Below are 22,793 nucleotides of genomic sequence, written 5' to 3'. Positions count from 1 at the left end.
TGCGGCGTGCCCGCGCACGCGGGGCCGCGCCTCCCTGTATCCTTGCGACACCCCCATGACTGACGCTGCGAGGAAGATGTGCCCACCTCAGGAATGACGGTCCGCGTGCCGTCCTGGCGCTATTTCCCGGTGGCACTGGCCCTGGTGCTGCCGGTGCTCGGTTGCATCGGCTGGACCTGGCTGCACGCGCTGAGCACCGAGCGCGCCGAAGCCGCCACGGCGGGCCGGATCGTGCGAGTGCAGACCGGCCAGATCATGGCTCGCGCCCTCGACATCCTGCCGCGGGTCACGGCCCTGTCCGCGCAGTCCTGCCAGACGGCGCGTCCCGACCTGTACCGCTGGGGCACGCTCAATCCGTATTTCCGCTCGTTGTTGCTGGTCAAGCGCGAGCACATCTATTGCTCGTCGGCCTTGGGCGAGGTGGACTACGAGACTGGCGCGTTCCACCGCTGGCCGGTCGGCACGCCGCCGACGCAGTGGTTCGTCAGCGTGTCCGGCACGCCCCTGGCGCCCGACCGCCCGGCCTTGCTGCTGGGCATGGCGGGCGAGGACGGCCGCGGCGGCGTGGTGGTGGTCGACGGCCGCTACGTGCAGGACCTGCTCAACGCGGTGTCGTCGCTGGGGGCCTACCAGCTCGAAGTGACGCTGGGCCGGGGCGCGCCCATCCGCAACGATGCCTGGGGCACGGCGGCGGCCGAGAGCCTGTTTGAGTCGACCGAGGCGGTTGCCGGCCGCGGCGACCTGGTCATCAGGGTGATGGCGCCGTCCGAAACCGTGGTGCGCGCCTGGCAGCAGCTGCTGGTCACCTATCTGCCCGTGGCGATGCTGTGCGGGGCGTTGCTGGCCTTCGGCGCCTACCGCCTGCAAGTGAACCGGCAGTCGTTCAAGGAGCAATTGCGCCGCGCCATGGACGCCGATGAGCTGCACGTCGAATACCAGCCGGTCTACGGCAAGGCCACCGGTCGCTGCGAAGGCGCCGAGGCCTTGATGCGCTGGACCCGGCCGGGCGTGGGGCCGGTGCGGCCCGACATCTTCATCGCGGCGGCCGAGGCCGAAAACATGATCGTGCCGCTCACGCAACACTTGCTCAAGCTGATCCAGCGCGACATGCAGGCCTGGAACACGCCGCCCGATTTCCATATCGCCGTGAACGTGGCGCCCGAACATCTGTCGAGTCCCGCGCTGGTCGCGGACATCCAGGCCTTTCGCGGCGCGATCCGGCCGTCCTTGATGGTGCTGGAAATCACCGAACGCAGCCTGATCTCCGACAATGGCCAGGCCCGCCGCAATATCGACGCGCTGCGCGCGCAGGGCGTTTTCGTCGCGATCGACGATTTCGGCACGGGACATTGTTCGCTGTCGTACCTGCAGATGTTCCCGGTCGACTATCTCAAGATCGACAAGGGCTTCGTGCAGGCCATCCAGGACAACGGTGAGGAAGCGCCGGTGCTGGACGTGATCATCACGCTATCGCACCGCCTGGGCCTGGCGGTCGTGGCCGAGGGAGTGGAAACCCCTGGACAATTCACTTACCTGACCGAGCGCGGCGTGGCATTCATCCAGGGCTACCTGTTCGCGCGGCCCATGCGGTCGGCCGACTTCGTGCGCTGGTATGCCGACAAAGCGGCCGAGCCACCGGTGCCGGCGGCGCGGAGTTGAGCAGCGCGCGGTCCGGGACGTCCGGGCGCGGCATTTGCGTCGCGGCGGGCGCGTTCCAGTGCCTCCCCGCCACAGGCGCAAGCCGAAGCCAGCGTCGTGAACAGCAGGCCCGCGCCACCACGCTGTCCGGCAATGTCTATCGTTGCGGCTAGCGTTGTGGCGCCGCCTTGGCGAAGAAGAGGTCGGTGATCGATTGGCTGTCCAGCGGCTCGCCGTTGATGGCGCGCGTCAGCAGTTCGGCGCCGAGCAATTGCACCGAGAACACCAGGTCGGGCTGCACTCGCCGGATTTTTTCCAGGTGCTTGCTGGTGTTGACCAGGGCCACCGTCCTGGCGCCCTGTTCTCCGGCGGCTTCCTTGGCGGCCAGCACGATGAAGGCGTTCTCGGCGTCGTCCTCGCGCAGCGCCAGCACATAGCGCGCGCGGGTCACGCCCGCGCTGCGCAGCACCTCGACGCTGGAGGCATCGCCTTCGATCAGGTCGGTGGCGGCCGGATACTCCTGCGGTGCGCCGGCAGGCACGATGACCGTGACCTCGTCGCCGCGGCGCCGCAGGCCGTCGTAGACGCTCATGGCCAGGGGCGTGGCGCCGGCAATGATGATGTGGTTTTTTCTCATGGCGGTGGAAAACCGGCCCTTGACCAGCCGTTTCAGGTTGCCGCCGATCACCGGGCCGGCGATCGCGCTGATGGAGGTGGCGAAGACGGTGATGCCGAGAATGATAATCGACGCGGTGAACAGCCGCGCCGCGTTGCTGTGCGGCGTGATGTCGCCATAGCCCACCGTCGACATCGAGACGATGGAAAAGTACAGGGCGGTCGCCGCGTCCTTGATGGGCGGATTGAATTCCTCGCCCAGGTACAGCGTGCCGAACACCGCATAGATCAGCAGCGACACCATGCTGACCAGCGCGAACAGCGAGCCGGCAGTGACGCTGGCGCGATCGAAGCGGCGCCAATAGGCGACCAGCGCCACCACCAGCACCAGCGTATAGATGCCGAGTCCGGCGCGGCCGCTGTCGCCCAGGATGGCGAAGGTGCCGATGCCGATCAGCAGCACCAGCGAGAAGGCCCAGGCGATGCGCGCCTTCAGGATCAGGCCAAGGGCGATGATCTGCAGCCCCACCCCCAGCACCAGCCGCGGGATCTCCAGCAGGCCGACCACCTGCATCACGTCCCGCCAGTTGTCCAGCGCCAGCCAGAACGAATACTCGCGCGTCCGCACTTCGCGCAGCACCGGATGCATGAAGGCATACCCGTCCAGGGCCACCAGGATGGCGAGACACCAGTTGGGCGGCACAAGGGAGATCACACGGCGCAGGCGGCGCGCGAGGCCGGTCAGGGGATTGGGCATGGCAGGGGCATCCTTTGCCTGCATTCTATAGGCGCCCGCCGGGGGCTTGCTATATCCAATATGTATAGAAGGCTATCAACAAAGAATTACTTGAATTGCGCCCGACGTCCTAAACTGCCTTCATCACGCGGCTATCCGAGAGGAACGCCGCTGATACGGGCGACAAGCCCGCCAGCTGCCAGGGCGGACGAAATCCCCGGGCGTTATCACGCTGCAGCTTGGGTGGGGACTAGAGACCCCAACCGGGCTCACGGCCAGTCCGTGCGTGAGTAGTATGAGGCACGAATGTTGGAATCGCGTGATCTAGGTAGAAGGCATCAGTGCCGGCTGATGACTCCAGGCTCACGTGTTGTTTTAGCGCGGCGTCTTACCTTCGGGGCAGCGCCGCGTTTTTTTCGCCCATCGCCAGGCTCCTGGCGCCAGCGTATCAGTAAGATGGCGCGCCCGCATCCGCGGTGTCGCGGCGCCAGGCCTCCTGTCCGTCCGGACGACTCTCCTCTCCTCCTTCCCGCGGATCCAGTTCCAGCGCGATATCCGCCGCGAACATATAGCCCCAGCCATGCACCGCGCGGATCGGCAAGGTCATGTGATTGGCTGTCGCCTTGCGCCGCAGCCGGCTGATCATGACGTCTACGAAGCGGCGCCGCGTGATGGCGCCGTCGGCGTCTTCGGCGCCGTCGGGATAGAACGCGTCGCGGCTGACCTTGCGGTCGGGCGCCTTCACCAGGCGGGTCAGGAAATCACGCTCGCCCGTGGTCAGCCCGAGGGTACGCCCGGCGGGACTGATGAGGGTCCAGCCCTTGTTGGCCAGGCGCCAGGTTTCCTGCAGGGGGTCGTCGGGGGGCGGCTCGGCCACCGGTTCGGACAGGTCCAGGCCCACCGCGCGGCGCACCAGCGCCTGCAGCACCGCCGCCAGCTCCAGGCCGGTGACCTCCGGCGGCAGGCACGCGTCGGCGCCACAGAGCAAGGTGCGAATGCGGTTTTCCTCGGCGCCGAAGGGCGCGATGGCGACGATGCCCAGGCTGCGGTCGATGGCGCGCAACCGTACGGCGGCGTTGTGGATATCGGGCAGCGGCGCTTCCAGGATGATCAGCGGGCAGGCGCGGCGGGAATAGCGGTCGTAGACGTCGGCCAGGTCGTGGCAGCGACGGACGCTGAATCCGAGATGGGACAGCGCTTGGACCAGCCGGCCGTGCCTGGCGTCGTCCTGGGCCAGAAAAATGACATCCAGTGTGTTGTTCATGGATGCCCGTCCGCGCCTGCGTTGCGTGTCATGCCCCTCTCCCTTTGCTGCGCCATGATGTGGCGGCATCTGGCGGTGTTGTCTGGTGGCGGGCGAAGGTCTGGGCTGGTGCCCAGCGTGTGGGCCGCGGCAGGTTGAGGCCGCGGTCGGGGTCCGGGGCGGCGCCTGGCTCGAGCGCGTTGCGCCCAGGCCGCCGATGATCCGATTCCGCATGGAAGTCACGCCCGTGTTTCATTTAAACACGGGCGTGTTTTTTTGTGAAGATACGTTTCTGTAGTTTCTGGTGGTAACAATTGACGCGAGGCATATTTCCGCGTGGCGCTTGGAACGCTGTTTGTTTTGCGTGGTTGAGACCTGAAGATATTAAGTATTACCGATACATTATTTTCTATTTTCACACGCCGAAAAACCATAAACTCGGGCCGGCGTTAACCCCGCGCCAACGTCGCGCGTCCGCGCGCGGCAGGTATCGTCGGGATGGCGCCGTGCCGACTGCAAGCCGATGATAGAAAGGGGTTTTTTGCATCGCCGCGGGTCAGGTTCGCGGTGGCGGGGCAGGGGCCCGCACGGGGCCGGGAGGAGGGCGCCGCGATTTACGGATTAGCCACGGAATTGGGGTGCAATCCGTTTATTTGGCGGCAGTATTGAGATGTTTTAATCAAATAAATAAATTCATATTAATGTCTCAGGTTGATCGATTGGACACGTTTAGCCATCGTCTGCGCAACGCAAGAATGCTTCAGGGATGGACACAAAAGGACTTGGCGGTCGCGAGCAACCTGTCGCAAAGCGCTATCGGCAATTACGAAAGCGGCCAGCGCCTGCAGCCTTCCAGCGATGCACTCATCAAGCTGACCCGCGCGCTGCGGGTCAATCCCATGTGGCTCAGCACCGGCGAAGGGCCGATGCTCAATCCTGGCCATGCCACGTCCGTCGCCGGCGCCGGTGACGCGCCTGAACAGCCGCCCTGGCCGTTCGAAACGGTGTCGTACGCCACCTATGCGCGCCTGAGCCTGCAGGAAAAGCGCCAGATCGAGCAGGTGCTGGCCGCCTACATCAAGGCGCGCGGCGAATAGTCCCTACCGTGCCGCCGGCGGACGCGGCGTGCCGGACGGGCGCCCTGTCCAGAGGCGCCGCGCCGCGCGCCACGCCGGTCGGGTTGACGGTGCGCGGCGCCGATCCCACGCCTGCGAGCGGCGCGTCCACGCGCAGACGCCGCCGCAGGCGTTCCACCGGCTCGGCGATGAGACTGTTGAGCAACGCGGCCAAGCCGATGCAGCCGGCCACCACCAGCGCCATGAACATCGCCGGCTGCCGCGCCTGGGTGCCGTCGAGCAGCCAGCCGAAGAACAGGATGACCAGCGCGTGGCAGATGTAGATCGGATAGCTCAGTTCGCCGATCGCCTTGTCGAGCCGGTGCCGTGACTGGAACAGGAAGGCCAGCGGCAGCAGCGCAGCGAACAGCAACACCGCGATGCCATCGCGCAAGGTGGGCGGGAGGCCAATGGAAAAATGGGCCAGCGCATACAGCAACAGCAACGCCGTGCCCAGTTCCGGCAGCCGCGCAACGCGCCGGCTCCAGGCCTGCCAGCGTGGCAGCAGCACCTGGTGAGATAGCGAACCCAGCAGGAACAACGCCAATTCGGTCGGGAAGAAACGGTAGGTCCAGGGATCGCCCAGGCCGATGCCGCTGGCGATCAGCGCCGCGCGCAGCGCCAGCGAGGCCACCAGCAGCACCAGCAAGCGGCGCGGCGAGTGCAGCACGAAAGGCGCGACCAGGTAGAAACTCATTTCCACGCCCAGCGTCCACGCCTGCGGCACCAGCAATCCCTGGTACAGCGGCACTTCGCTGTGGGCAAAACTGCCGGTAAAGGCCAGGCCACCCTGTTCGATACCGAAGAACATGAGCCAGTCCTGGCCCAGGATCACCAGGTTCGACACCGCCAGGAACAGTTCGGCGGACAGCGGCAGGTCTTCGTAGACGCGCCAGAACGCCTCGCCACCGCCTGCAAGGTACGCCAGCAGCGTCAGCGCGGCCACGGCCAGATAGACGGGATACAGGCGCAAGGCGCGATTGGCATAGAACCTGCCCGGCGCGCCCCGATAGTGGTCGGTGGCGGTCAGCACATAGGAAATCAGGAAGCCCGAGATCACGTAGAAAAGCTGTACGGCAAGGCGCCCGCCCACCAGCCAGTCGGTGGCGCCGCCGCCCAGGTGGTCGAGCACGACGGACAGCGCCAGCAAGGTTCTCAACATGCCCATCGCCGTGTCTCCGGAAATTGTTGTTATGGCTGCCGCGGCCGGGCGCCGATCCGCGCCCGGCCTGTCGGGAAGTGTCAGTCGATTCTGCGCGTGGCGACGGCGCCCCGCCATGCGGCATTCGATGCAGGCCCCCTGCGCGCGATGTAGCGCGCGCGATGAGCGGGTGCAGCTTTAGGCTTCGGCTGTCGGGCGGAGGCACGGGACGTGCTGGCCTCATGGCGGTTACAGTCGAGGTTGTGTCTTTTCAGGAGTGCTGTCGATGTTTACCTTCCTGTCTTCGCGTTGCCGGGTGCTGGGCGTCGGGGTGCTGGCCGTGGCGTTGGCTGGCTGCGCCGGGTCCACCGGCGGCGCGCGCGCCGAGGGCGCCGCCGCCGCCAACGCGGCCAGCAGCGCGGACTCGCTGGCCCAGACCAGCTGGGAACTGGTGCGCTGGACACGCGCGGGCGGGGCCTTGCGCGATATTCCGCATGGCGACAATGGCGAGCCGATCCGCCTGACCTTCCTGGCACAGGGCAAGCAGTACCGCGCCGAGGGTTTCTCGGGCTGCAACCGCTACCAGGGCAGCTATAAGCTGCAGGGCGGCAAACTGGCCATCGACGCGCCCGCCGCCACTCGCATGGCGTGCGTGCCGGCCGAGCGCGCCGCGCTGGAAGCCGACTATCTGCGCGGCTTGACCGTCATCGACACGTTCACGCTGGACAGCGGCGGCGCGCCGCGCCATCTGACGTTCAACCTGCGCGGCGGCGACGTGCTGGAGTTCGAGCGCCGCCAGGATCCGCCCACTCCCTGAACGCGCGCGCCGGCCAGGTGTTTCAGTATGTTTTGCGGCATCCGGCCGCAAGGCGGGGCGCGCCTACAATGGGCGCTGCCCGAAACCGCCGGCAAGCGTGCCGCGGCGGGCGGTCCTTGTTTCTTGCGGGAGATTTCCATGTCCTTGTCCTCTGCCTGGCGCTGGATCGCGCCGTGCGCGCTTGGTTTGACGCTGGCGGCCTGCGCGGCGCCGCCGCGCACCGCGGACGGGCGCGACCCGCGCTTCCAGCCGGCCGCCGCTTCGGACGTGCTGGCGCAGACCAACTGGGACCTGGCGCGTTGGACCCGCCCCGGCGGCGCGTTGCGCGAGATCCCGCATCCGTCATCCAATTCGGTGCCTGTGACCATCGGCTTCATCCATGACCAGGGCGCTACCCGCGCGACCGGCTTCGCCGGCTGCAACACCTACAGCGCGCCTTACACGGTGGCCAACGGCCAGTTGATCATCCAGTCCAACCCGGTGGCGACGATGAAGGCCTGCGCGCCGGTGAACATGAAGCTCGAACAGGAATTCCTGGCCGGCCTGACGCGCATCACCGCCACGTCCTTCGACAACACCAGCAATCCGCGACGCATGACGTGGGCGCTGAGCAACGGCGACACGCTGGATTTCGGCCGTCGCCTCGATCCCGTCGCCGGCGGCCAGGTGGGCGCGACCAAGCTGGTCTACGTCAACGCCGAGCGCGTGCCGTGCAACGCCGGCGCCGGCCGCGCCATGTGCTATCAGGTGCGCGATACGCCGACGCAGCCCTGGCAGCTCTGGTATGGCGACATCACCGGCTTCAATTTCCAGCCTGGCATCCGCTACCGCCTGCGAGTGGTCGAGGTCAGGGACCCCAACCCGCCTGCCGACGCCTCGGGCCTGCGCTGGGTGCTGGATACGGTGGTGGAACAGGAAATCGTGCGCCGCTGAGGCGGTTCGGCGGGCCGCGCTTGATCCGTGGCAAGCGGGCGCCGCGGTCCAGCGATTACTATTACGCCCTTCGCCGCTCAACGCCCCGCTTTGCCATGTCTTCCGTCGTCAATATCGCCGCCTACAAATTCGTTTCGCTGGACGCGCTGCCCGAGCTGCGCGCCCGGCTGCTGGCCGTGGCTGGCGCGGCCGGCCTGAAGGGCACCATCCTGCTGGCCGAGGAAGGCATCAACCTGTTCCTGGCGGGCCAGGCCGGCGCTATCGACGGCTTTCTGCGCGACCTGCGCGGCGATGCCCGGTTCGCCGACCTGGAGGTGAAGTTCAGCCACAGTGCGCAGGTGCCGTTCCGCAAGCTGCTGGTGAAGATCAAGCGCGAAATCATCCGCATGAATCACCCGACGATCCGGCCCGAGGCCGGCCGCGCGCCGGGCGTGGACGCCAAGACGCTGGCGCGCTGGCTGGAACAGGGCGCCGACGACAGCGGCCGCCCCGTGGTCATGCTGGACACGCGCAACGCCTTTGAAGTGGACGAAGGCACCTTCCGCGACGCCATCGACTGGCGCATCGACCGTTTCACGCAATTCCCCGCGGCGGTGCAGGCGCACCGCGACGAACTGCAAGGCAAGACCGTGGTCAGCTTCTGCACCGGCGGCATCCGTTGCGAGAAGGCCGCGATCTACATGAACGAGGCCGGCATCGACAACGTCTACCAGCTCGACGGCGGCATCCTCAAGTACTTTGAGGAAACCGGCGGTCCGGGGTTCGACGGCAAGTGCTTCGTGTTCGACGAGCGTATCTCGCTCGACCCGGCGCTGGCGCCGAGCAAGGATTGATCCCGTCCCGCGAGGACCGGCGCGCCGCCGCCTGAAAAAAAGCCCGCAGATTGCGGGCTTTTTTCATGGCTCGGGAGTGCGGATCAGCGCACGCGCATGCCGGGCTTGGCGCCGGGGAACGGCTCCAGTACGTAGATGCCGGCGTCCACCGTCTCGTCGGCGTGGCTGGCGGCCAGCACCATGCCTTCGGAGACGCCGAACTTCATCTTGCGCGGCGCCAGGTTGGCGACCATGACGGTCAGCTTGCCGATCAGGTCTTCGGGCTGGTAGGCCGACTTGATGCCGGAGAAGACGTTGCGGTGGCGGCCTTCGCCCACGTCCAGCGTCAGGCGCAGCAGCTTGGTCGAGCCTTCGACGTGCTCGCAGTTGACGATCTGCGCGATGCGCAGGTCGACGCGGGCGAAGTCGTCGATCGAGATGGTCTCGGCCAGCGGCTCGCCGCCGGGGATCACGGCGGGGGCGGCGGGCGGCTCGAACAGGTCTTCCAGCATCTGCGGCTCGACGCGCTGCATCAGGTGCTTGAACGGCGCCACGCGCTGCGGCAGCACGGCGGCGTCGGCCCAGGTGAAGTCGGCCTCGGCGGCGAACAGTTCGCGCGCGACGCGTTCGGCCAGGGCCGGCAGCACCGGCGCCAGCATCACCGACAGGGCCTTGAAGCCGGCCAGCGAACGCGAGCAGATGTCCTGCAGCGCGGCCTTTTGCGCCTCGTCGGCGGTGGCGATGCCCTTGGCCAGCACCCACGGCTGGGCCGTGTCGAACGCCTGGTTGATGCGGTCGGCGTAGGCCATGATCTCGCGGATGGCGCGGTTGTACTCGCGCGCCTCGAAGGCGGCGCGGATCGACTCGGCCTGCGCGGCGTATTCGGCCGCCAGCGCGGCGGTGTCGCCCGAATAGGCCAGGGCGCCGTCAAAGTGCTTGGTGATGAAGCTGGCGGCGCGGCTGGCGATGTTGACGTACTTGCCGACCAGGTCGCTGTTGACGCGGGCGATGAAGTCCTCGGGGTTGAAGTCCATGTCCTCGACCCGGGCGTTCAGCTTGGCGGCGATGTAGTAGCGCATCCATTCGGCGTTCATGCCGAGTTCCAGGTAGCGCAGCGGCGAGATGCCGGTGCCGCGGCTCTTGGACATCTTTTCGCCGCTGACGGTGATGAAGCCGTGCACGTTGACCGCGTCCGGCGTCTTGCGGCCGGCGAACTTCAGCATCGCGGGCCAGAACAGCGCGTGGAAATAGACGATGTCCTTGCCGATGAAGTGGACCTGCTCGGTGCTGCCGGCCGGGTCGAGCAGGGCGTCGAAGTCCAGGCCCTTGACCGCGCAGTACGATTTCAGCGAGGCCAGGTAGCCCACCGGCGCGTCCAGCCAGACGTAGAAGTACTTGCCCGGCGCGTCCGGGATCTCGATGCCGAAGTAGGGCGCGTCGCGCGAGATGTCCCAGTCGCCGAGCTTGGCCTCGCCGTCCTCGGCGCCCAGCCACTCGCGGGTCTTGGCCAGCATTTCAGGCTGCAGGTGCTTGCCGCCATTGGCGTTGCTGCCGGTGGTCCATTGCTGCAGGAATTCGACGCAGCGGGGATCCGACAGCTTGAAGAAGAAGTGGTCCGACGATTTCAGCACCGGCGTGGCGCCGGTCAGGGCCGAATACGGGTTGATCAGGTCGGTCGGGGCGTAGACCGCGCCGCAGACTTCGCAGGAATCGCCGTACTGGTCCTTGGCGTGGCACTTGGGGCATTCGCCCTTGATGTAGCGGTCGGCCAGGAACATGCCCTTGACCGGGTCGTAGAACTGCTCGATCGAGCGGGTCTCGATCAGGTCCTGCGCCTTGAGCGCGCGATAGATGTCCTGCGACAGCGCCACGTTCTCGGGCGAGTCGGTGGTGTGCCAGTGGTCGAAACGGATGTGGAAGCCGTTCAGGTACTGCGGACGCTCGGCGGCGTAGCGGGCCACCAGCGCCTGCGGCGTGATGCCTTCTTTCTCGGCCTTGAGCATGATCGGCGCGCCGTGCGCGTCGTCGGCACCTACGAAGTGCACCGTGTGGCCCGCCATTCGCATCGAACGAACCCAGATGTCGGCCTGGATGTACTCCATGATGTGGCCGATGTGGAAGGATCCGTTGGCGTAGGGCAGCGCAGTGGTGACAAAGAGAGTGCGAGACATGGTTGTCGGTCGAGGTTGAAGGGAAAAATGGGTTGGCCGGCCATTTTAGGGCAATGGCGGGCATGCGCCCGGCGCGGTCGGGGACGGCCCCCTGAAACGACGCAACCCGCCGGTCGCGCGGGACGCGTCTGGCGGGTTGGATAGCGCTAGGCCGGCGGGCCGGCCGCAGCACGGCCGCCGCAGGGCGCGGCGGGCGCCGGTGTTGCCGTGTTCAGCGGACCTCGCGGGCCTCGACGTCGATCACGTCGCCGCGCGGCTGCGTGGCGAACGGGGCGTTGGCGGACTGGAAGGGGCTGGGACGGGCGCCCTGGCGCTGGCTCCAGTAGGCGCGCACGCCGAAAGGCTTGCCGCGCACCTTGGCGACCACGTACAGGATCGCCACGGCGATTGCCGTGGACAGCATGAAGACCAGCGCCATCGCCATGCCGATCAAGGCCAGGGCGGCGAACAACACGGCACGAAAGAAGCGGATAAGAGTATTGGTCATGTAGGTCGGATGCAAAACGCAGCGAAAGGTTCCCGTGTATCCGCTATCCTTTAGGGGATGGCGGCCCGCAGACGCCGCGCTGCCTACGGAACCATAGTGACATGAGTATAACGATAGAACACATCCGCGCCGCGCTGCGCGGCGCGCAAGACCCCAACACCGGCCTGGACCTGGGCGTTTCTGTAAAAGATCGTGACATTCAAATCGACGGCGGCCGCGTCACCGTGGCGCTGGAACTCGGCTATCCCGCCGACGCCGTGCGCGACCAGGTGCGCGAGATCGCCGTGGCCGCGCTGGCCGGCGCCGGCGCGCCTGGCGCGCAGGTGAACGTTTCCTGGAAAGTGGCCGCGCACGCGGTGCAGAAGGGGCTCAAGCCGCTGCCCAATGTACGCAACATTATTGCGGTCGCCTCCGGCAAGGGCGGCGTGGGCAAGAGCACCACGGCCGTGAACCTGGCGCTGGCGCTGGCCGCCGAGGGCGCCAAGGTCGGCCTGCTGGACGCCGACATCTACGGTCCCAGCGTGCCGACCATGCTGGGCGTCTCGGGCCGTCCCGAGAGCCTGGACAACAAGAGCATGGAGCCCCTGACCGGCCATGGCCTGCAGGCCAACTCCATCGGCTTCCTGATCGATGCCGATTCGCCCGCGATCTGGCGCGGCCCGATGGTCACGCAGGCGCTCGAACAGCTGCTGCGCCAGACCAACTGGCGCGACCTGGACTATCTGATCGTCGACATGCCGCCGGGCACCGGCGACGTGGCGCTGACGCTGGCCCAGAAAGTGCCGGTGGTGGGCGCCGTCATCGTCACCACGCCACAGGACGTGGCGCTGCTCGACGCGCGCAAGGGCCTGCGCATGTTCCAGAAGGTCGAGGTGCCGATCCTTGGCGTGGTCGAGAACATGGCCATCCACATCTGCTCGCAATGCGGCCACGCCGAGCACATCTTCGGCGAAGGCGGCGGCCAGCGCATGGCCGCGCAGTACGGCACGTCCTGGCTGGGCAGCCTGCCGCTGACGCTGGCGATCCGCGAACAGACCGACGCCGGCACGCCGACCGTGGTGGCTGACCCCGGCAGCGAGGCGGCCGGACTGTATCGCGGCATCGCCAGGAAGCTGGCGGCCGGCGTTGCCGCGCTTCCCCGAGACATGGCCGGGAAATTCCCGTCCATCGTCGTGCAGCAGCCGACCTGACGCATGCGGTGGGCGGCCCGGGCCTTTCTGGCTGGACTTTGCGTAGTGGCGGGCGAGGCTGCGGCCAAGCGCCCGGAAATCATCGTGGACCCGGGCGGCGTGCCGCCGGCCGCGCTGCAGGCGATCACCGAGGCGGTGGGCGCCATCGCGCGCCTGGCTGAAGACCAGGACGGCGGCGAAATCAACCGCCTGCGACGGCGCGCCCGCGACGCCACGCTGGCCGCGCTGGCCACCCAGGGCTACTTCTCGCCCACCGTCACGCTCGAAGCCGGCACCGACATCGGCGGCGAAACCTGGGATATCGGCATCGTGCCGGGCAAGCGCACCACGGTGTCTTCGGTCGACCTGACCTTCACCGGCCGCATCACGCGGCCGGAATACGCGCAGCGCGTGCAGAAGCTGCGCGAGGACTGGCTGCTCAAGCCGGGCCAGCCTTTCATCAACGCCGACTGGAACAAGGCCAAGTCCTCGCTGCTGGACCAGGTGTCGGAGCGCGATTTCATGCTGGCGCGCATGACGGCGTCCGAAGCCGAGGTGCAGGCCGACAGCGCCGCGGCGGCGCTGCGCGTCACCATCGACAGCGGGCCGCAGGTGCGCATGGGCGAACTCAGCACCGAGGGCCTGGAGCGCGTGCCGCCCAAGCTCATCACCCGTTATGTGCGCTATTCGCCGGGAGCGGCCTACGACCAGAACCGCCTGGATGAATGGCAGCAGGATCTGCAGTCCACGGCGTTTTTCCGCGGCGCCTTCGTGGCGCTGCGCCAGCCTGGCAGCGCGCAGCAGCCTGCAGAGCCGGTTTCGGACCGGGCCCGCGCGCCGGGCGCGGCCAAGGCCGCCGAATCCGCGCCGGCCGGCGATCCGGTGGTGTCGGGCGCCGTCGCGCCGCCGCCACCCAAATACGATTCCGATGGCGAAGTGACGCTGCCTGTGCAAGTGCGGGTGGTGGAGGCGCCACCCAAGCGTTTTTCAGCCTCGATCGGCGTCGACGACGAAGCCGGCGTGCGGCTGGAGTCGCTCTACCGCCAGAACGTGGTGTTCGGCCAGCCCGTGACCATGGAATCGGGGTTCAGCGTCGACCGGCTGCAGCAGCGCGTCTACACCGACTTCCTGTTGCCGCCGACCGAGCGCGGCTACAAGGATTCCATTGGCGTGTTGGCCCAGCATTCCGATATCCAGGGCCTGGACGTGACCCGCTATGCCCTGGGCGCCACCCGCAGCCAGGAGCGCAAGGGCGCCGGCGACAGCCGCGTGACCTACGAGACCCGCTGGGGCCTGCTGCTGGCGCACGACGATGTCAAGATCGATGGCGGCGACGAATATTCGCTGCCCACGCTGACCGCCACCGGCGAATGGCTGCGGCGCGACGTGGACAACAAATACGACCCGCGCGAAGGCAACCTGATCGCGCTGGGCGGTGGCGTGGGCGTGACGCTGGACACCGGCGAGCCCTATACCCGGGCCCGCTTCCGCGCGCAGAAATGGTGGCCGATCGGCAAGCTGGACGTGCTGACGGTGCGTGGCGAGGTCGGGCGCGTCTGGGCCAATGGCAATGTGCAGGTTCCGGACGACTTCGGCTTCCGCACCGGCGGCGCGCGTTCGATCCGCGGCTACAAGTACCAGAGCATCGGCCTCAAGCGCGACAAGGCCACCGTGGGGGCGCCCACGCTGGTGGTCGGCAGCATCGAATACGACCATTACTTCAATGAGCGCTGGGGCATGGGTGTGTTCGTCGATGCCGGCGATGCCGCCCAATCCTTCGGCGACATGTCGATGGCGGTGGGCTATGGCGTGGGCGCGCGGGTGCGCACGCCGGCCGGCCCGCTGTTCCTGGACGTGGCCTACGGTCAACGCGAGCGTGACCTGCGTCTGCACTTCTCGCTGGGGATCGCATTTTGACCGGGCTGCGCAGATTCCTGCGGCGCCTCCTGGTGTGGTGGCTGCCGGGGCTGGCGATGCTGGCGGTGCTGGCCTGCAGCTTCGTATTCTGGCTGCTGGCCTCGCAGACCGGCACGCGGCTGCTGCTGACCACCGCTGCCCAGCAACTGGACGGTCAGGCGCTGGACGTGCGCGGGTCGATCCTGCGGGGGCTGGAAGTGGGGCGGCTGGATCTCGACGTCGGCGGAACCCGCATCGGCATCAGCGACCTGCGGCTGACGGTGCGCTGGCGCGCGCTGGGTGACCGCCTGTTGCACGTGCGCGAGCTTGCCGCCGGCAGCGTCGAGGTCGCGCTGGCCACGGGCGGGGAAACGCCTGCCGACGCCAGCGACGACGAACCTTTCGCATTGCCCTCCCTGCCGGTGGCGATCGCCGTCGACCGGCTGGCGCTGGGCGAATTCCACCTGTTGCAGGATGGCGAGCCGCTGCCGGTCGAACTCGGCGACCTGAGCGCCACCTTTGCCGCCGGCAGGCAGGGCGCGCAACTGCGCATCGCCAATCTGCGCGTAGGCCATGAAGTTGGACAGGCGCAGGTGAGCGGGCAGGCTGAGCTGCAGGCCTTGGCGGACCCCTGGCCGTTCAGCGCGCGGCTGGATGTGATCGCGCGCGGCTCGGGGCCGGATTCGCCGCTGTGCCAGGCCGACCAGTTGAGCGGCAAGTTCGCGCCGCTCGCGCAGGCGCAGGCGGAGGCATCCAAGGCGCCGGAGACGGCCAAATCCCGAGCGGGCGCGGGCAAGTCCAAGGCCGGTGCCGCCAAGGCGTCGGCCGCTGGCGCCAAGGCGTCGGCGGAGCCTGTCCAGTCCAAGGACGCCGGCGCGTTCGTCGGCCCGCCTGCGCCCGCCTGCCAGGTGGTGTTGCGCGCGGACGCGGCCGGCTCGATGGAGGGCATCCAGGCCAAGCTGGACGGCACCGGCGCCGGCCTGGCGCTGGACGTGATGGCCGACCTGGCGCCACGCACGCCGCTGGTGCTGCGCAGCGCGCGGGCCGATGCGCGCCTGCCGGACAAGTCGACGCTGTCGGCCCGCCTGGACCTGCAGGCGGTGGATGGGCAACCGGGCCGCGATCGCATTGTCGGCAGCCTGGGGGCGCAGCGCCTGAACCTGTCGCCGTGGCTGGGCGACGCGGTTCCGCCGGCGGTGCTCAGCGCCAATGCACAGCTGAGCGCCGAATTCGAGAACCTGAGCCGCTTGCGCCAGGCCGCCATCGACCTGCGTTTCGAGGACGGCACGCGCTGGAACAAGCAAGCGCTCGCCGGCATGGTCAAGGCCCAGGTCGAGGTCGCCGCGCCCGCCAGCACTCCGCCGGCCGGCGCGGGCGCCGATGCCGCCGCCGCGGTCAACGCCGCGACCGCCGAGCTGCTGGCCGGCCTGCGTATCCATGGCCTGGATGTGGACCTGAAACTCGGACCCAACCGGGTGCGGGCGCAGGGTGAAATCGGCGGCGCCGACGGCGCCTTGACGCTGGACGCGCAGGCGCCGCAACTGGACGCGTTCTGGCCCGGCGTGCCGGGCGGCGCGGACGTGAAGGGCAAGCTCGGCGGCACCGTGGCGTCGCATCGCGGCGAGATCAGCGCCGGCTACAACCCGCCCAAGCCGCGTCCCGGCGTATTGGGGCAGTCGCGCGCCGAGGCCGCCATCACGTTCGCCGGGGGCTGGGGCAAAGGCCCCGCTGGCGAGGCCGATGCGGCCCTGACCGGCTGGCGCGGCACGGTCTCGCGCCTGACGGCCGGTAGCGCGGGCTTTACCGTCTCGGCCGACCGGCCGGTGACGCTGTCGTACCTGCCGGCGGCGGTGGCGCCGCAATGGCAGTGGCAGGTGGGCCAGACGGTGCTGGGCGTGGCCCTGCCGGGCAAGGAAAAACTGGCGATCGCGCACAAGGGTTCGCGCGGCGACGCCAAGCGCTGGGAAACCGCCGGCCAGGCCGACAACCTGGTCATCACCGCCGCCATGGCGCGCCAGGTCATCGCCGCCGTCGATCCCGAGGCCGCGGCGAAGATGAAACAGGGCCCCAAGCGCGTCAATGCCACCGTGGCCGAAAGCCAGCGCCGCATTGCGCTGGACGCCTCGTGGGACCTGAAATTCGACGGCCGCCTGGCCGGGCGCGCCCGCATCGCGCGCCGCGACGGCGATCTGCTGATCCCGGGCGACCCGCCGGTGCCGCTGGGCGTGAAGGCGCTGGTGCTGGACCTGACCGCCACGCCCACTGGCCCTAACGCCAGCCGCCTGGACGCCAGGCTGGACCTGGCCACGGACAAGATGGGCAAGATCGCCGGCAACGGCACGGCGGTGCTGGCGGTCGACGCCAAGGGCGGCATGGCGCTGGATCCGCGCCAGCCGATCCGGGCCAGGCTGGACGCCGATATCGCCGACCTGGCGTGGGTCGGCCTGTTCGTCGGCGACTCCATGGAAATCGGCGGCCAGGTCAAGGCCAATCTCGAGGCCCAGGGCACGCTTGCCGGCAAGTGGAGCGCCAGCGGCGCGATCCGTGGCGACAAGCTGCGCGTGGTGCGCATCGACGACGGCGTGCGGCTGATCGAGGGCACGCTGGCGGCGCGGCTGGACGGCGACAAGCTGGTACTCGACAGCCTGCGTTTCCCGGCCTCGCTGCGCGTGATGCCGGCCGAATGGCGCACCAAGGAATGGATCACCACCAACCCCGAGGCCAAGGGCGGCTATGCCGAGGCCAAGGGGCAATGGAACCTGATCGACGGCGGCGGCAACGTGCGCCTGACGCTGTACCGCTTTCCGGCGCTGCAGCGCTCGGACCGCTACGCCATGGTCTCCGGCACCATCGACCTGAACGCGGCGATGCCGCGCATCGACATCGTCGGCGACCTGAAGGCGGACGCCGGCTGGTTCAGCCTGGAGATCCTGCAGGGCGTGCCGTCGCTGGACGACGACGTCAAGGTGCGGCGCGCGGGCGACGACCCCGGCGCCGTGTCGACGCCGCTGCAGACCAGCATGAACCTGAAGTTCGACATGGGGCCGCGCTTCTACATCACGGGCATGGGGCTGGATGCCGGCCTGCTGGGGTCGATCCAGATCCTGCTGAACGACGGCCGCCTGACCGGCGTCGGCGCGCTGCGCACGCGCGGCGGCGGCATCGAGGCCTATGGCCAGAAGCTGCGCCTGCGGCGCGGCACGCTGACTTTCCAGGGGCGCCTGGACAATCCGTTGCTGGACATCGAGGCCCTGCGTACCGGCGAGCAGGTCGAGGCCGGCGTCAAGGTGGTGGGGACCGCGCAGCGCCCGCGCATCGACCTGGTGTCGTACCCGGACGTCAGCGACGTCGAGAAGCTGTCGTGGCTGCTGCTGGGGCGCGGCCCCGACGAAAGCGGCAGCGACGCCGCGCTGCTGCTGTCGGTGGGCACGGCCCTGCTGGGGGGCGGCGAGCCGTTCTACAAGCAGTTCGGGCTGGACGACGTCAGCGTGCGCACCGGCAACCTGGGCAGCTCGGGCAGCATCCTGCCGGACCGCACCGTGGCCGGCGACGTCAACCGCGACAGCGACAGCCAGCTGGCGACGCAATTCCTGGTGGCCAGCAAGTCGTTCGCCAACGGCATCACGCTCAGCGTCGAGCAGGCGCTGGCTGGCAGCGACACCGTCGGCCGGGCCAGTTACCGGCTGGCGCGCGGCCTGTCGCTGGATCTGAAGGGCGGCTCGGTCAACGGCATTGCGCTGGTGTACCGGACATTCTTCGGCGATTGAGGCCCGTGACCGTTCCGTCCCCGTTCGGGGACGGAACGGCGCGCTCGGGATAAAATGACGCCCATTCCATTCCCCCAAGCACCTTGCCATCATGAGCATCAAAAGCGACCGCTGGATCCGCCGCCAGGCCGAAGCCGGCATGATCGAACCCTTCGAAGCGGGTCAGGTCCGCACGGCCAATGGCGGGCGCATCGTCAGCTACGGCACCAGCAGCTACGGCTACGACGTGCGCTGCGCCGACGAATTCAAGATCTTCACCAACATCAATTCCACCATCGTCGATCCCAAGAACTTCGACGAAGGCTCGTTCGTGGATTTCAAGGGCGACGTCTGCATCATCCCGCCCAACTCGTTCGCGCTGGCCCGCACGGTCGAATACTTCCGCATCCCGCGCAGCGTCCTTACCATCTGCCTGGGCAAGAGCACCTACGCGCGCTGCGGCATCATCGTCAATGTGACGCCGCTCGAACCCGAATGGGAAGGCCACGTCACGCTGGAATTCTCGAACACCACGCCGTTGCCGGCCAAGATCTACGCCGGCGAAGGCTGCGCCCAGATGCTGTTCCTGGAAAGCGACGAGATCTGCGAGACGTCGTACGCCGACCGCGGCGGCAAGTACCAGGGTCAGCGCGGCGTGACGCTGCCGCGCACCTGATGCGCCAGGGCCTGCGCGAGGCTCCTTTTAGCCTGAACAGGCCCTAGGCCTGGCGCGCCGGCGCCGGGCGCAGGTAGTCGATGTCCCACTCGCTTTCCGCCACCGGCTCGAAGCCGTGGCGGCGGTAGAAGCGGTTCGAGTCGCTGCCGCGCAGCGCGCCCACGCGCACAGGCAGGCCCCGAAGGTCGGCGTCGCGCAACAGGCGGCCCAGCACCTGGCCGCCCACCCCCAGCCCTTGCGCCGCGGGCACCACATACAGATGATCCAGCCGCAGGCCGTCGCCGTCGGGGCGCAGGGCATAGAAGCCGATGCGCGCGCCGTCGCGTTCGATGAACCAGGTATGGTCGGGACGGAACGTTGCGCGCAACCGCGCCCGGGCCCGCTCGGGGTCGAAGCGGCCCAGGCGTTCCAGGCTGTCGCGCATGGCCTCGATGCGGATCGCCAGCAGGGCGTCGAAATCGGCTTCGCCCACGGGCGCGTCGCGTAGCGCGCCCGCCGCCAGGGCATCGTAGCCCCGCCCCAGGAACTGCATGATGCAGATGCCATGGCCGAATGGATCGCTCAGGTGGGCGATCCGGCCCCAGTCATGCGAAACCGCCGGATCTTCGAGCCGCGCACCCGCGGCCACCGCCCGCGCCACCGCGTCATCCACGTCGTCGACCACCACGTCCAGGTGTACCGGCGTCCAGTGGCGGGCGTAGTCGCGCGGCTGGCGCACGGCGCCCGCGGCCGGCGTGCCGGCGGCCTTCTGCAGCAGGTAGATGGGCGCCGGGGCGCCCAGCATCTCGGCGCCGGTCGCGCCCAGCCGGCGGTGCAGCGCCAGCCCGAAGGCGCGGCTATAGAAATCGATGGCCGCCTCGAGATCGGGCACGTCGATATTGACCAGGATGCGCATGAGGTTTTTCCAGGGTATCCGAGCGCTCAACATAGCACGGCGCGCACCCCGCGACGGCCTCGCTAACGCGCTAAAGAACCCGCGCCCGCGACCGTAAAATGACATATGTGTTTGCCGATTTGGCGACGTCATTTCAGCAAGCGTGAGCAAGGCCCTACCCGTGCGTTACCCCCACATCCCCTGGCTGCCCCTGTTGTTCTATCCTGCGCTGCCGGTGATCGCGGCCGCGGGCTTGCTGCTTTGGCGGGACTGGCCGCCGGCCTTGACGCTGGTGGTGCCTTTCGTGCCCTGGGTGATGGCGCTGATCGGGGCGGCGATCTGCCTGATGTACCAGCGTTCGCAGACGCTGGCGCTGATGCTGGCGGTGCTGGCGCCAGCCGCCGCCTGGCCCACGCTGGCCAGCCAGGCGCCGTGGGCGTTGGCGCCGGCGCTGGTGTGGTGGTCGCTGGCCTACACCATCAACGCGTTGTGGCCCGAGCGCGCCGGCATGTTGCGCGACCTGGCGGCGCGCGTCGGCCTGATGGCCCTGGGCGCGGCCGCCATCGCGCTGGCCGGCAAGGAGGGCATGGCGCAGCTGTTCGGCGCCCTGGCGGTACAGGGCGCGCTGGCGCGGCTGGGCCTGCCGTTCGAGGCGCTGGCGGCGCTGTTGCTGACCGGGCTGACCCTGACCCTGCTGCTGCTGCGCTATGGCCGTCCGCAGCAGGCCGGCCAATGGCTAGGTTTCGTCTGCATGGCCTGGGCGTTGCCGCGGGGGACCCAGCACGAGATCGAGCTGGCCGTGATGGCCGCCGCTGCATTGACATCGCTGTCGATCTCGCTGGCGCACGAGGGTTATCACATGGCCTTCCGCGACGAGCTGACGGGCCTGCCCGGGCGCCGCGCGCTCAATGAGCGCCTGCAGCGCATGGGCCGCGTCTACACGCTGGCGATGGCCGACGTGGATCATTTCAAGGCCTTCAACGACACCCATGGCCATGACGTGGGCGACCAGGTGCTGCGCATGGTGGCGGCGCAGCTGCGCCGGGTGCCGGGCGGCGGCTACGCCTATCGCTACGGCGGCGAGGAATTCACGCTGGTGTTCCCGGGCAAGACCGCGGTCGAGGCCATGCCGCACCTGGAGACCGTGCGGCGCGCCATCGAGGCCTACCAGATGCGCTTGCGCGACAAGCCGGCGCGTCCCAAGGCCGACCAGATCGGCTTGCGCCGGCGTGGCGCGCGTGGCGGCCGCAATGCGCGCCCGTTGCGGGTGACGGTGAGCATTGGCGTGGCCGAGCGCGGCGAGACCTTGCGCGCGCCGGACGCGGTCATCAAGGCGGCCGACCAGGCGCTCTACAAGGCCAAGGATGGCGGCCGCAACCAGGTGTGGGCCTACGGTTCGCGGCGCCGGGCGGGCGGGTAAGGCCGGCTGGGGCCGGCCTGCGCGCGGTCCAGCGGTAGCGCCATCAGCACTTCGTCGTACAGCACGCCGTTCACGCACAGGGCCTCGCGCTCGTGGCCGTAGGTCTCGAAGCCGAGGCTGGCGTACAACTGGCAGGCCGCGGCGTTGTTGGCGGTGACGCTCAACTGCACCGTGCGCACGCCGCGCATGGTGCCGGCATGTCCGAGGGCGGCCTGCATCAGCTGCCGCGCCAGCCCCAGGCCGCGCCAGGCCGGCGCCACGTAGACGCTCCAGATATGCGCCTTGTGACGCACCTTCAGGCGCCGCTGCCTGGCCACGCCGATAATGCCCGCCAGCGCGCCTTCGGCGAAAACGCCGAACATGGCGCTGTCGTCCGCGGGCGCGATCCAGGCCTGGAAATCATCCAGTGTCAGCGTATGTTCCTCTTCGTAACTCGATCCGAATGCTTCCGGGGTTTCGCGCAGGGCGTCCAGGCGCAATTGGCGCAGCGCCGGGGCGTCGGAAGGGGTGAGACGTCGGACAAGCGGGGCGGAGGACGGCATCGGGGGCGAGGCAAGTGTTGGGAATAGGGAACGGTCGGGCCGCATTCGGCCAGTATAGGCAGGGTCGCTGCCTATAATGGGGTCAACGCCGCTTGCGGTTTTCAAAGGAGCCAATGATGTTCGGTTTCCTCAAGATAAACCAGGACGCCAAGCGCGACGAAGTCCAGCAAGAGTTCGTGGCGCGCGTGGCCCACGCCGCGCAGGATTTCGTCCAGGCAGCCGGCCCGGACGGGGCCGGACTCGACTACTCCCTGTCGAGCGTCCACGCGCTCGAAGCCGCGCTCGAAGCCGCGCACCTGGGCACCTTGCCCCTGACCCCCATGCAGACCGTCGGCGCCGCCGCCTACCTTTACGAAGTGGCCCGGCGCGCCCATGGCGGCCTGTACGAGGTCTGCGATGACGAGGACCCGGTGGTGCTGGTCTGCGGCTCGCCCGAGACCGAAGTCTGCTTCGGCGCCATCGCCAAGGTCGAGCGGCGCATCCGCTATGGCGCCGCCGAAGCCATTCCACCTTACTTCGACCGCTTCCTGGCAGCGTTGGACGCCGGCGCGGCCACCACCATCCGCTAGCCGAGGCGAGCCGCGCGGGCGCACCGGGATGGCGTCGGCAGGGGGCCGCGCGGCGCCTTCGCCGGCGCCCGGCGCGGCCCTTTGGCGCCGTCCTCGGGAAAACCATAGGGCCTGGGGGAAAACGGCCCTACAATTCCGCCATTCCCGCCGCCGGCGGGAACCTCGCGCCCGCCTGTCATCAGACGGTTTTTCA

18 protein-coding genes are annotated in these 22,793 nt (G+C 68.5%); 11 read left to right on the top strand and 7 right to left on the bottom strand.

What is annotated here, in order from left to right; translation table 11 throughout:
* Nucleotides 1-78: 78 nt before the first annotated feature.
* Entirely contained in the window at nucleotides 79-1,659 is a 1,581-nt protein-coding gene (locus tag ACUTAG_RS10480) for an EAL domain-containing protein (RefSeq protein WP_316242797.1), read from the top strand.
* A 148-nt stretch (nucleotides 1,660-1,807) separates the two neighbouring features.
* On the opposite strand, the gene kch is transcribed toward ACUTAG_RS10480, so the two are convergent.
* Together kch and ACUTAG_RS10470 are read right to left on the bottom strand one after the other, a co-directional pair.
* A complete protein-coding gene (kch, locus tag ACUTAG_RS10475; RefSeq protein WP_370445606.1) occupies nucleotides 1,808-2,998 on the bottom strand; it encodes a voltage-gated potassium channel protein in 1,191 nt (396 codons plus the stop codon).
* Nucleotides 2,999-3,437: 439 nt separating this feature from the next.
* Nucleotides 3,438-4,253, bottom strand: a complete 816-nt coding sequence (locus tag ACUTAG_RS10470) for a winged helix-turn-helix domain-containing protein (RefSeq protein ID WP_148317215.1) — start codon at nucleotides 4,251-4,253, stop codon at nucleotides 3,438-3,440.
* Between the two features lie 680 nt (nucleotides 4,254-4,933).
* Between ACUTAG_RS10470 and ACUTAG_RS10465 the strand changes: the two genes are divergently transcribed.
* Nucleotides 4,934-5,329, top strand: coding sequence for a helix-turn-helix domain-containing protein (locus tag ACUTAG_RS10465; protein ID WP_080564226.1), 396 nt, complete (start codon nucleotides 4,934-4,936; stop codon nucleotides 5,327-5,329).
* Here the strand turns inward: ACUTAG_RS10465 and ACUTAG_RS10460 are convergent.
* Nucleotides 5,310-6,509, bottom strand: a complete 1,200-nt coding sequence (locus tag ACUTAG_RS10460; protein WP_223203251.1) for an acyltransferase family protein — start codon at nucleotides 6,507-6,509, stop codon at nucleotides 5,310-5,312. The two genes, ACUTAG_RS10465 and ACUTAG_RS10460, sit on opposite strands and share 20 nt — an antisense overlap.
* Nucleotides 6,510-6,774: 265 nt before the next feature.
* Between ACUTAG_RS10460 and ACUTAG_RS10455 the strand changes: the two genes are divergently transcribed.
* The 3 genes from ACUTAG_RS10455 (at nucleotide 6,775) to ACUTAG_RS10445 (ending at nucleotide 9,071) form a co-directional block, all read left to right on the top strand.
* Nucleotides 6,775-7,305: an META domain-containing protein gene (locus ACUTAG_RS10455; protein WP_020926270.1), complete on the top strand. Its 531-nt coding sequence runs from the start codon at nucleotides 6,775-6,777 to the stop codon at nucleotides 7,303-7,305.
* 138 nt (nucleotides 7,306-7,443) lie between these two features.
* Nucleotides 7,444-8,238 (top strand): META and DUF4377 domain-containing protein, encoded by a 795-nt coding sequence (locus tag ACUTAG_RS10450; protein WP_006385847.1) that lies wholly within the window; start codon nucleotides 7,444-7,446, stop codon nucleotides 8,236-8,238.
* A 95-nt stretch (nucleotides 8,239-8,333) separates the two neighbouring features.
* Nucleotides 8,334-9,071 (top strand): sulfurtransferase, encoded by a 738-nt coding sequence (locus ACUTAG_RS10445; protein ID WP_024070442.1) that lies wholly within the window; start codon nucleotides 8,334-8,336, stop codon nucleotides 9,069-9,071.
* 83 nt (nucleotides 9,072-9,154) lie between these two features.
* Here the strand turns inward: ACUTAG_RS10445 and metG are convergent, their stop codons facing one another.
* Together metG and ACUTAG_RS10435 are read right to left on the bottom strand one after the other, a co-directional pair.
* Nucleotides 9,155-11,221 carry a methionine--tRNA ligase gene (gene metG / locus ACUTAG_RS10440; RefSeq protein ID WP_054448317.1) on the bottom strand — a complete coding sequence of 689 codons (2,067 nt, stop codon included), beginning with the start codon at nucleotides 11,219-11,221 and terminating at the stop codon, nucleotides 9,155-9,157.
* A 211-nt stretch (nucleotides 11,222-11,432) separates the two neighbouring features.
* Entirely contained in the window at nucleotides 11,433-11,708 is a 276-nt protein-coding gene (locus ACUTAG_RS10435; protein ID WP_006385850.1) for a hypothetical protein, read from the bottom strand.
* A 101-nt stretch (nucleotides 11,709-11,809) separates the two neighbouring features.
* On the opposite strand from ACUTAG_RS10435, the gene apbC reads away from it, so the two are divergent.
* The 4 genes from apbC (at nucleotide 11,810) to dcd (ending at nucleotide 19,195) form a co-directional block, all read left to right on the top strand.
* Nucleotides 11,810-12,898 (top strand): iron-sulfur cluster carrier protein ApbC, encoded by a 1,089-nt coding sequence (gene apbC, locus ACUTAG_RS10430; protein WP_058665702.1) that lies wholly within the window; start codon nucleotides 11,810-11,812, stop codon nucleotides 12,896-12,898.
* Nucleotides 12,899-12,901: 3 nt separating this feature from the next.
* Entirely contained in the window at nucleotides 12,902-14,794 is a 1,893-nt protein-coding gene (locus ACUTAG_RS10425; RefSeq protein ID WP_026384793.1) for an autotransporter assembly complex protein TamA, read from the top strand.
* The gene (locus tag ACUTAG_RS10420) at nucleotides 14,791-18,540 is read left to right on the top strand and encodes a translocation/assembly module TamB domain-containing protein (RefSeq protein ID WP_148317213.1); all 3,750 of its coding nucleotides are present in this window, start codon (nucleotides 14,791-14,793) and stop codon (nucleotides 18,538-18,540) included. Before ACUTAG_RS10425 ends, ACUTAG_RS10420 begins: the two co-directional genes overlap by 4 nt.
* A 91-nt stretch (nucleotides 18,541-18,631) precedes the next feature.
* Nucleotides 18,632-19,195 (top strand): dCTP deaminase, encoded by a 564-nt coding sequence (dcd, locus tag ACUTAG_RS10415; RefSeq protein ID WP_006385856.1) that lies wholly within the window; start codon nucleotides 18,632-18,634, stop codon nucleotides 19,193-19,195.
* 43 nt (nucleotides 19,196-19,238) lie between these two features.
* Here the strand turns inward: dcd and ACUTAG_RS10410 are convergent, their stop codons facing one another.
* Complete coding sequence (locus tag ACUTAG_RS10410) at nucleotides 19,239-20,090, bottom strand: VOC family protein (RefSeq protein ID WP_058665704.1); 852 nt, start codon at nucleotides 20,088-20,090, stop codon at nucleotides 19,239-19,241.
* A 160-nt stretch (nucleotides 20,091-20,250) separates the two neighbouring features.
* Here ACUTAG_RS10410 and ACUTAG_RS10405 point away from each other — a divergent pair, with 160 nt between their 5' ends.
* Complete coding sequence (locus tag ACUTAG_RS10405) at nucleotides 20,251-21,489, top strand: GGDEF domain-containing protein (RefSeq protein ID WP_054472632.1); 1,239 nt, start codon at nucleotides 20,251-20,253, stop codon at nucleotides 21,487-21,489.
* On the opposite strand, the gene ACUTAG_RS10400 is transcribed toward ACUTAG_RS10405, so the two are convergent.
* Nucleotides 21,459-22,031 carry a GNAT family N-acetyltransferase gene (locus ACUTAG_RS10400; RefSeq protein WP_051429218.1) on the bottom strand — a complete coding sequence of 191 codons (573 nt, stop codon included), beginning with the start codon at nucleotides 22,029-22,031 and terminating at the stop codon, nucleotides 21,459-21,461. The two genes, ACUTAG_RS10405 and ACUTAG_RS10400, sit on opposite strands and share 31 nt — an antisense overlap.
* A 116-nt stretch (nucleotides 22,032-22,147) precedes the next feature.
* On the opposite strand from ACUTAG_RS10400, the gene ACUTAG_RS10395 reads away from it, so the two are divergent.
* Nucleotides 22,148-22,600: a hypothetical protein gene (locus ACUTAG_RS10395; RefSeq protein ID WP_049053681.1), complete on the top strand. Its 453-nt coding sequence runs from the start codon at nucleotides 22,148-22,150 to the stop codon at nucleotides 22,598-22,600.
* The last annotated feature ends 193 nt before the right edge of the window (nucleotides 22,601-22,793 follow it).

The sequence above is a fragment of the Achromobacter sp. CSND-B12 genome (assembly GCF_052906545.1).
This window is presented reverse-complemented; position numbering and strand designations above follow the sequence as displayed.

Coding starts and splice junctions, on each gene's coding strand:
- ACUTAG_RS10470 (WP_148317215.1), bottom strand. CDS start 4,253: ATGAACAACACACTGGATGTCATTTTTCTGGCCCAGGACGACGCCAGG.
- ACUTAG_RS10465 (WP_080564226.1), top strand. CDS start 4,934: ATGTCTCAGGTTGATCGATTGGACACGTTTAGCCATCGTCTGCGCAAC.
- ACUTAG_RS10460 (WP_223203251.1), bottom strand. CDS start 6,509: ATGTTGAGAACCTTGCTGGCGCTGTCCGTCGTGCTCGACCACCTGGGC.
- ACUTAG_RS10455 (WP_020926270.1), top strand. CDS start 6,775: ATGTTTACCTTCCTGTCTTCGCGTTGCCGGGTGCTGGGCGTCGGGGTG.
- ACUTAG_RS10450 (WP_006385847.1), top strand. CDS start 7,444: ATGTCCTTGTCCTCTGCCTGGCGCTGGATCGCGCCGTGCGCGCTTGGT.
- ACUTAG_RS10445 (WP_024070442.1), top strand. CDS start 8,334: ATGTCTTCCGTCGTCAATATCGCCGCCTACAAATTCGTTTCGCTGGAC.
- metG (WP_054448317.1), bottom strand. CDS start 11,221: ATGTCTCGCACTCTCTTTGTCACCACTGCGCTGCCCTACGCCAACGGA.
- ACUTAG_RS10435 (WP_006385850.1), bottom strand. CDS start 11,708: ATGACCAATACTCTTATCCGCTTCTTTCGTGCCGTGTTGTTCGCCGCC.
- apbC (WP_058665702.1), top strand. CDS start 11,810: ATGAGTATAACGATAGAACACATCCGCGCCGCGCTGCGCGGCGCGCAA.
- ACUTAG_RS10425 (WP_026384793.1), top strand. CDS start 12,902: ATGCGGTGGGCGGCCCGGGCCTTTCTGGCTGGACTTTGCGTAGTGGCG.
- dcd (WP_006385856.1), top strand. CDS start 18,632: ATGAGCATCAAAAGCGACCGCTGGATCCGCCGCCAGGCCGAAGCCGGC.
- ACUTAG_RS10410 (WP_058665704.1), bottom strand. CDS start 20,090: ATGCGCATCCTGGTCAATATCGACGTGCCCGATCTCGAGGCGGCCATC.
- ACUTAG_RS10400 (WP_051429218.1), bottom strand. CDS start 22,031: ATGCCGTCCTCCGCCCCGCTTGTCCGACGTCTCACCCCTTCCGACGCC.
- ACUTAG_RS10395 (WP_049053681.1), top strand. CDS start 22,148: ATGTTCGGTTTCCTCAAGATAAACCAGGACGCCAAGCGCGACGAAGTC.